Below are 8170 nucleotides of genomic sequence, written 5' to 3' on the forward strand. Positions count from 1 at the left end.
GATCCAGGAGCCCGACATGAAAACACTCGCCTCATCGAAGAAGCCATTGCTTCGCGCACTTGTTGCCGCGTCGCTCGCGCTCGGCGCATCGTTCGCATACGCGCAGGCCGTGTATCCCACAGCCGAAGCCGCCGCGCAGGCGTTCACCGACGCCATCGCGACCAACGACGAAACCGCGCTCTCGAAAGTCCTCGGCAAGGACCACGGGCGCTACGTGCCCGAGGGCAGCATCGGCGAAGAGGACATCTACGCATACCTCGCCGCGTGGGCGCAGCAGCATCGCATCGTCGAGGATACACAGCCGGTCGATGGCCGTCCGGCCGCCCATATCGAAGCGGGCACGAGCGGCTGGACCCTGCCGATTCCGCTCGTGAAAGTTGCGAAAGGCTGGCGCTTCGACATGCCCGCCGCGCGCAACGAAGTGCTCACGCGGCGTATCGGCCGCAACGAGCGTTCGGCGATGCAGGTCGCGCTCGCGGTCGTCGCCGCGCAAAGCGACTATCAAATGACGGCCGGCCGCTACGCCGACCGTTTCGTGAGCACGCCCGGCAAGCACGACGGCCTCTACTGGCACACCGCGCCGGGCGATCCGGAAAGCCCGCTCGGTCCGCTCGCCGCGACGATGCCGAACAAGCCTACCGACAAGGACGGCTACTACGGCTACCACTACCGCATCCTGACGGCGCAGGGCGCGAACGCGCAGGGCGGCGCGAAGAACTATCTGCAGGACGGCAAGCTGACGAACGGCTTCGGCGTGATTGCGACGCCCGCGCGCTACGGCGAGACCGGCGTGATGACCTTCATCGTCAATCAGGACGGGCAGATCTACGAGAAGGATCTCGGCCCGGCGTCCACACGCGCGGCCGCGGCGATCAGGTCGTTCAATCCGGATTCGTCGTGGAAGGTGGTGACGCCGTGAGTCCCGGCGAGGTGTCGAAGATGGCGGGCCGGAACGCGCGATAGCGCCCGGCGGTATAATTTCGCCCTTCCCAGGGGCGCATTTGCCGCGCATTTGCCGACGAGGCGCCCAGCACCATGCGCGAGCGCCGCGCACCGCTGCCGCACGAAAGCGGCGGGCACGGCGTCGGCTTTACGCCCTCGCGCGCCCTCGCCCATCCTCGATCCGATTCGCCATGACCGCCCAACTCATCGACGGCAACGCCCTTTCCAAGACCCTTCGCGCCGACGTCGCCCAGCGCGCCGCCGCACTCACCGCCCGTGGACACAAGCCGGGCCTGGCCGTCGTGCTCGTCGGCGACAATCCCGCGAGCGAGGTCTACGTGCGCAACAAGGTGAAGGCCTGCCACGACAACGGCCTGCACTCGGTGATGGACCGCTTCCCCGCGACGCTCGCCGAAAACGAACTGCTCGCGCACATCGCGAAGCTCAACGCCGATCCCTCGATCCACGGCATTCTCGTGCAACTGCCGTTGCCCGCGCATATCGATAGCCACAAGGTCATCGAAGCCATCGCGCCGCAGAAGGACGTCGACGGCTTTCACGTCGCCAACGCGGGCGCGCTCCTGACCGGCAAGCCGCTCTTTCGCCCGTGCACGCCCTACGGCGTGATGAAGATGTTCGAGGCGCACGACATCAGCCTCAAAGGCGCGAACGCGGTGGTGATCGGCCGCTCGAACATCGTCGGCAAGCCGATGGCGCTCCTCTTGCTCGAAGCCGGCGCGACCGTCACCATCTGCCACAGCAAGACGCGCGACCTTGCGAAGCACACGCGCGACGCCGATGTCATCGTCGCCGCGGTCGGCCGCCGCAACATCCTGACCGCGGACATGGTGAAGCCGGGCGCGACCGTGATCGACGTCGGCATGAACCGCAACGACGAAGGCAAGCTGTGCGGCGACGTCGATTTCGCGGGCGTCAGCGAAGTGGCCGGATTCATCACGCCGGTGCCGGGCGGCGTCGGCCCGATGACCATCACGATGCTGCTCGTCAACACGATCGAAGCGGCCGAGCGCACGGCGCAGGCGTGAACATCGGCGCGGGGCGGCATTAATCGGCCCCTTAAAAACAATCGATTGGAATTTGCCCCGCCCGCCCCAATAATCTCGGAGAGAGCCGGCGCGGCACGCGTCCCGTTCCCGGCTTCGTCCAACATCAGAACGGGAGAGTCATGAGCGATACCACGTCCACCCCGGCAGCGGCCAATCCGCTGCTCGATTTTTCCGATCTTCCGCGTTTCGGCGAGATTCAGCCCGCGCACGTCACGCCCGCGCTCGACGTGCTGCTCGCCGATGCGAAAGCCGCCGTCGACCGCGCGAGCGCGCCGGACACGCCCGCGACCTGGAAGGACGTCGTCGAGGCGGTCGAGCAGGAATCGGAAAAACTGTCGCGCGCGTGGGGCGTCATCGGCCATCTGAACGCCGTCGCCGATACGCCCGAACTGCGCGCCGCGCACGCTGAAAACCTGCCGCGCGTCACCGAATTCTCCGCGAGCGTCGGGCAGAATCTCGCGCTCTACGAAAAGTACAAGGCGATCGCCGCAGGCCCGGAATTCGCCGGTCTGTCGGCCGAGCGCAAGAAGATTCTGGAGAACTCGCTGCGCGATTTCCGCCTGTCGGGCGCGGAATTGCCCGAGGATCGCAAGCCGCGTTTCGCGCAGTTGCAGGAGGAGCAGGCAGCGCTCTCCAAGGCGTTCTCCGATCACGTGCTCGATTCGACCAACGCGTACGCGTACATCGTCACGAAGAAAAGCGATCTCGCCGGGCTGCCCGACGATGTGATCGAAGCAGCCCGCGAAGCCGCGCAACGCGACGGCAAGGAAGGCTGGAAGTTCACCCTGCACTTCCCTTCGTATTTCCCCGTGCTGCAATATGCCGAACATCGCCCGATGCGCGAGGCCATGTATCGCGCGTACGTCACGCGTGCGTCGGAACTGGGCGGCACCTACGGCGACGGCAAGGCCGAATGGGACAACACGGCCAATGTCGTCGAGAACCTGAAGCTGCGCGAGGAAGAAGCGAAGACGCTCGGCTATCAGAACTTCGCGGAAGTGTCGCTCGCGCCGAAGATGGCCGAATCGCCCGCGCAAGTCATCGCGTTCCTCGAAGATCTCGCCACGCGCGCCCGCCCTTACGCCGAAAACGACTGGATGGAACTGCGCGCGTTCGCCGCGACCGAGCTCGGCATGCCCGAACTGCAGCCCTGGGATATCGCGTATGCAGCGGAGAAGCTGCGCCAGAAGCGCTACTCGTTCTCCGAGAACGAAGTGAAGCAATACTTCCCGCAGGAAGCCGTGCTGAAGGGCCTTTTCAAGGTCACCGAAACGCTTTTCAACGTGTCGATCCGCCGCGACGAAGCCGCCGTGTGGAATCCGGACGTGCGCTTCTTCCGCGTCGAGAACAAGGACGGCACGCTCGTCGCGCAGTTCTATCTCGACCTCTACGCGCGCGAGGGCAAGCGCGGCGGCGCCTGGATGGACGATGCCCGCTCGCGCCACAAGCGCACGCAAGGCGGCGTGCAGACGCCGGTCGCCTATCTCACGTGCAATTTCTCGGCGCCGGTGGGCGGCAAGCCCGCCTGCTTCACGCACGATGAAGTCATCACGCTGTTCCACGAGTTCGGGCACGGGCTGCATCACATGCTGACGCGCATCGACGAGCTGGGCGTGTCGGGCATCAATGGCGTGGAGTGGGACGCGGTCGAACTGCCGTCGCAGTTCATGGAGAACTTCTGCTGGGAGTGGGACGTGTTGACGGATATGTCCGCGCATGTCGAGACCGGCGCGCCGCTGCCGCGCGAGCTGTTCGACAAGATGCTCGCCGCGAAGAACTTCCAGAGCGGTCTCGGCACGCTGCGCCAGATCGTCTTCTCGATGTTCGACATGGTGCTGCACACGTCCTACGATCCGGCGAACGCGACGCAGAACGTGAACGATCTCGCGCGCTCGATCAACGAGAAGTTCCATGTGATTCCGCAGGCGCCGTTCTCGCGCTGGCCGAACACGTTCAGCCATATCTTCGCGGGCGGCTACGCGGCGGGCTACTACAGCTACAAGTGGGCCGAAGTGCTGTCAGCCGATGCGTACGCCGCGTTCGAAGAGGCCGCGAAGGCCGGCAACGGCTCGGTGCTCGACGCGACGACGGGCACGCGCTATCGCCGCGAGATTCTCGAAGTGGGCGGCAGCCGCCCGGCGATGGATTCGTTCAAGGCGTTCCGTGGACGCGAGCCGGACATCGACGCATTGCTGCGTCATAACGGCATGTCCGGGCAAGCGGCGCACTGATCGTTAGCCGGCTCGACAACCCGGTCCGCAGGCAAGGGACCGGGTTTTTTATCGCCTGTCGATCCTGAAATCCACTTCCGATGGCCGCCCTTCCAGCGCCAGCGTCGCGCGCACGGCGGGGCTTCGGCTGACCACTTTGCCGCGTCGAACGACAGCCGTGCGCGCTGCGCGCAGGCGAATCGCTTCGATGGGATCGCGCGCATCGAGGACGACGCAATCCGCGTTGCAGCCCACTTCGATGCCATAGCCTTCCAGCCCGAGAATGCGCGCCGGATTTTTCGTCACCGCATCGAAGCACGCGCGCATCGCATCGACGCCGGTCATCTGCGCGACGTGCAAACCCATATGCGCGACTTCGAGCATGTCGCCGGAGCCGAGGCTGTACCACGGGTCCATCACGCAATCGTGGCCGAACGCGACCGTGATGCCGCCCGCCATCAGTTCCGGCACGCGCGTCATGCCTCGTCGCTTCGGATACGTGTCCGAGCGCCCTTGCAGCGTGATGTTGATGAGCGGATTCGCAATCGCCGCGACGCCCGCCTCGCGCATCAGCGGAATGAGCTTGCTGACGTAGTAGTTGTCCATCGAGTGCATCGACGTGAGATGCGAGCCGGTCACCCGTCCGTGCAGCCCGAGCCGATGCGTTTCCGCCGCGAGCGTTTCGATATGACGCGACATCGGATCGTCGGATTCGTCGCAGTGCATGTCGACGCGCAAGCCCTGCTCCGCCGCGAACTCGCACAAGAGCTTCACCGATGCCGCGCCGTCGGCCATCGTGCGCTCGAAGTGCGGAATGCCGCCGACGACATCGACGCCCATCGCGATAGCGCGCTTCAGGTTCTCGAACGCGCCCGCGCTGCGCAACACGCCGTCTTGCGGAAACGCGACGAGTTGCAGATCGAGATACGGTTTCACGCGGCGCTTCACTTCGACGAGCGCTTCCACGGCCAGCAGGCGCGGATCGCATACATCGACGTGAGAGCGGATCGCGAGCAGCCCGCGCGCGACGGCCCAGTCGCAGTACTGCGACGCGCGCTCGACGAGCGCTTCCTGCGTGAGATCGGGCTTCAGTTCGCCCCACAGCGCGATGCCTTCGAGCAGCGTGCCCGACGCGTTCACGCGCGGCAAACCATAGGACAGCGTCGCGTCCATGTGGAAATGCGCATCGACGAAAGGCGCGGTGACGAGCGAGCCGTTCGCATCGATTTCCTCTCGCGCGGTGGCCGTCAAACGCGGCTCGATCGCGGCGATACGCCCCGCCTCCATACCGATATCGACGAGCCCGCGCGAGTCCGCGAGCGCCGCGCGGCGAATGATCAAATCCATGTGCGAAACCTCCGTATCAGGCTTTTCGTCCGATGTGTCCGTTCGATTGTATCGGGACAGAAAGGCCGTGCGGAGTTCGATTCAGCGCAGCACGCGATGGCGTCCGACCACCGCGAAGCTGAGCGGCAGCGAACCGCGCGACATTGCGCGTTCCGGTTCGATCCTGAGCGGATAGGCGTTGCCCTGTCGCGCGAGCGGTTCGTAGAGATCGGGACGGCGCGCAGATAGCGCCCGACGCCCGGCGCTGGCCTCGGCCAACGATGGCTTCACGTCCGCGACAATGAGGCCGCCATCCTCCGATGTACGACGCGCGAGCACGCGGCCATCCGGTCCTGCGATCAGCGCTTCGTCGCCCGATGTGTGGCTGCACGCGATGAACATGCCGTTGTCGGCGGCGCGCGCGGCGAGCGTCGCGCGCTGCGTGCGATCGCCGCGCATCGGCGCGATAAGGAGCGTCGCGCCCATGAGCGCCGTCATCCGCACGTTCTCGACGACGTCGTTGTCATCGCCGATCAGAATGCCGATGCGTGCGCCGAGCGGCGCATCGAACACGGTGAAGCGCTCGCCGCTGTGCAATCCGCGATGCGATGCATGCAGCTTGCGATGACGCACACGCGCGCCGCCGGGAAAGAGAATCGCATAGCTGTCGTAAAGGCGTGCGTCTTCGGTGCGCTCGATCCAGCCGACGCCTGCTGCGACGCCGGTTCCGTCGACGGCTGCGGCAATCGCGCGGATCGACGGGCCATCGAACGATTCGGCACGCGATGCGTCGTCCGCCACACCGATGCTCAATTGTGGGAACAGCACCAGTTGTACGCCCTGACATGCGGCGTCCGCGATCAGCGCGCAATGGCGCGCCGCATCGCCTTGCGACACGAGCGTGCTGACAGCGATGCGAAACGAGGTGGCGTCCAAGCGAGGCTCCGGAATAAACGGGTAGATGACCTCATTGAACCGCTCGCGTATCGATAAGTAAAATGAATGTTTCGATCGATTCGATCGCCAAATGGAATCGAATATCCGATGGAACTGAAACTCCTGCGCGCCTTCCTCACCATCGCGGACTTGCGCCATTTCGGCCGTGCAGCCGAAGCCTTGCATCTCAGCCAGCCCGCGCTCAGCAAGCAGATCGCCGCGCTCGAAGCGAGCCTCGGCGCGCGCCTGTTCGAACGCGGGCGACACGGCGCGGACCTGACGGCGTTCGGCGCGGGCTTCATCGCCGATGCGCAATCGCTGGTACGCGACGCCGACACCGTGCTCGCCCGCGCACGCGAAGCCGCGAGCGGCGCGCGCGGGTTCTTGCGTGTCGGCCTGTGCCTGTCGACGCTCACGCATGTGCCCAGGCTGATCGCGGAATTCGGCGCGCTCAACCCGGGCGTGAGCATCACGCTGCACGATCTTTCGTCGCATGAGCAGACGCGCCGCATCCTCGCCAATAAACTCGACGTGGGATTCATGCGCATGCCCGCGAGCGCCGGGCTGTCGGGGTTCACGGTGCTCGACGAAACGCTCGCGCTCGCCGTGCCCGAGCACACGCGCTACAAGCGTCTGCCCGCGGACCTGAACGAGCTGAACGAGCCGGGATTCATCGCACTGTCGCGCACGCGCGGGCCGGGTCTCGCGGCGCAGATCGATCGCTGGTGCACGGAGCACGCGTTCGTGCCGCGCGTGATTCAGGAAGCGGACGATATCCAGTCCGTGCTCGCATCCGTGGCAGGCGGCGTGGGCGCCGCGTTCCTGCCATCGCGTGCGCAATATCTGCTGCGCGATGCGCGCGTGCTGACCTTGCGCGATCAGCCTGCGCGATGGCGCGTCGGTCTCGCATGGCAAGCCGAACGCGACGACACCGTCACGCGCGGCTTCGTCGCGTTCATGAAAGCGCGTGTGAAGACGCTGAAGGCTTCGGCTACGCTCGACGGTTGAGCTTCGCGAGCAGCATCGCTTTGACGGCGGGCCATTCGTCATCGATGATCGAAAAGCGTACCGAGTTGCGCTTGCGGCCATCGGGCATGATGCGCTCGTGCCGCACGATGCCTTCCTGTTTCGCGCCGATGCCGAGTATCGCGGCGCGCGATTTCTCGTTGAGCTCGTCGGTGGTGAACTGCACGCGCACGCAGTTCATCGCTTCGAACGCGTGCGCGAGCAACAGATATTTCGCTTCGGTGTTGATGCCGGTGCGTTGCGTCGATGCCGCGAGCCACGTATGGCCGATTTCGAGCTTGCGGTTCACGCGATCGATCTTCCAGTAGCGCGTGCTGCCGACCACGCGATCGTCATCGGTTCGCACGATCGTGAACGGCATGACCGTGCCGGCGGCGCGGCCTGCGAACGCGGTATCGAGATAGCGGTCGATGGTGTCTTCATTCGGAACGACTGTTACGTTGAGACTCCAGAGCTCGCCGTCGGCGGCGGCGTCGAGCAAGGCGGCGCGGTCATCGCGTTGCAGCGGGCGAAGCTGCACGCGCTGCCCGTTCAGGGTCGGTAGGTTCATCGATCGATTGCAGGTTTGTGGTCAGACGACATCATAATTCGCTGCGCTGGCTTGGTTTTGTGGAATCCTGATTTCGTGTCGGTCTATTTGTGTTGCCCCTCCCCGGGGCGGGG

General features: G+C 65.3%; 7 protein-coding genes. 4 read left to right on the plus strand and 3 right to left on the minus strand.

The annotated features are described in order from the left end of the window. Positions 1-16 precede the first annotated feature (16 nt). From PQR08_RS36345 to PQR08_RS36355, 3 genes are all read left to right on the plus strand, one after another. Positions 17-919, plus strand: coding sequence for a DUF2950 domain-containing protein (locus PQR08_RS36345; protein WP_250483416.1), 903 nt, complete (start codon positions 17-19; stop codon positions 917-919). Between the two features lie 214 nt (positions 920-1133). Beyond that, entirely contained in the window at positions 1134-1988 is an 855-nt protein-coding gene (folD, locus tag PQR08_RS36350; protein ID WP_250483415.1) for a bifunctional methylenetetrahydrofolate dehydrogenase/methenyltetrahydrofolate cyclohydrolase FolD, read from the plus strand. Positions 1989-2128: 140 nt separating this feature from the next. Then, positions 2129-4240: a M3 family metallopeptidase gene (locus tag PQR08_RS36355; RefSeq protein ID WP_250483414.1), complete on the plus strand. Its 2112-nt coding sequence runs from the start codon at positions 2129-2131 to the stop codon at positions 4238-4240. 48 nt (positions 4241-4288) lie between these two features. On the opposite strand, the gene PQR08_RS36360 is transcribed toward PQR08_RS36355, so the two are convergent. Beyond that, on the minus strand, positions 4289-5566 hold the full coding sequence (locus PQR08_RS36360; protein ID WP_250483413.1) for an amidohydrolase family protein: 1278 nt from the start codon (positions 5564-5566) through the stop codon (positions 4289-4291). Between the two features lie 81 nt (positions 5567-5647). Further along, the gene (locus PQR08_RS36365; protein WP_250483412.1) at positions 5648-6481 is read right to left on the minus strand and encodes a nitrilase-related carbon-nitrogen hydrolase; all 834 of its coding nucleotides are present in this window, start codon (positions 6479-6481) and stop codon (positions 5648-5650) included. A gap of 108 nt (positions 6482-6589) precedes the next feature. Here PQR08_RS36365 and PQR08_RS36370 point away from each other — a divergent pair, with 108 nt between their 5' ends. Further along, positions 6590-7489 carry a LysR family transcriptional regulator gene (locus PQR08_RS36370; RefSeq protein ID WP_408164103.1) on the plus strand — a complete coding sequence of 300 codons (900 nt, stop codon included), beginning with the start codon at positions 6590-6592 and terminating at the stop codon, positions 7487-7489. On the opposite strand, the gene PQR08_RS36375 is transcribed toward PQR08_RS36370, so the two are convergent. Next, on the minus strand, positions 7473-8057 hold the full coding sequence (locus PQR08_RS36375; protein WP_250483410.1) for a GNAT family N-acetyltransferase: 585 nt from the start codon (positions 8055-8057) through the stop codon (positions 7473-7475). The genes PQR08_RS36370 and PQR08_RS36375 overlap by 17 nt on opposite strands. Between the last annotated feature and the right edge of the window lie 113 nt (positions 8058-8170).

It is taken from the genome of Caballeronia jiangsuensis, from assembly GCF_046030135.1.
Taxonomy (GTDB): Bacteria; Pseudomonadota; Gammaproteobacteria; order Burkholderiales; family Burkholderiaceae; genus Caballeronia; species Caballeronia jiangsuensis.

Coding starts and splice junctions, on each gene's coding strand:
- PQR08_RS36345 (WP_250483416.1), top strand. CDS start 17: ATGAAAACACTCGCCTCATCGAAGAAGCCATTGCTTCGCGCACTTGTT.
- folD (WP_250483415.1), top strand. CDS start 1,134: ATGACCGCCCAACTCATCGACGGCAACGCCCTTTCCAAGACCCTTCGC.
- PQR08_RS36355 (WP_250483414.1), top strand. CDS start 2,129: ATGAGCGATACCACGTCCACCCCGGCAGCGGCCAATCCGCTGCTCGAT.
- PQR08_RS36360 (WP_250483413.1), bottom strand. CDS start 5,566: ATGGATTTGATCATTCGCCGCGCGGCGCTCGCGGACTCGCGCGGGCTC.
- PQR08_RS36370 (WP_408164103.1), top strand. CDS start 6,590: ATGGAACTGAAACTCCTGCGCGCCTTCCTCACCATCGCGGACTTGCGC.
- PQR08_RS36375 (WP_250483410.1), bottom strand. CDS start 8,057: ATGAACCTACCGACCCTGAACGGGCAGCGCGTGCAGCTTCGCCCGCTG.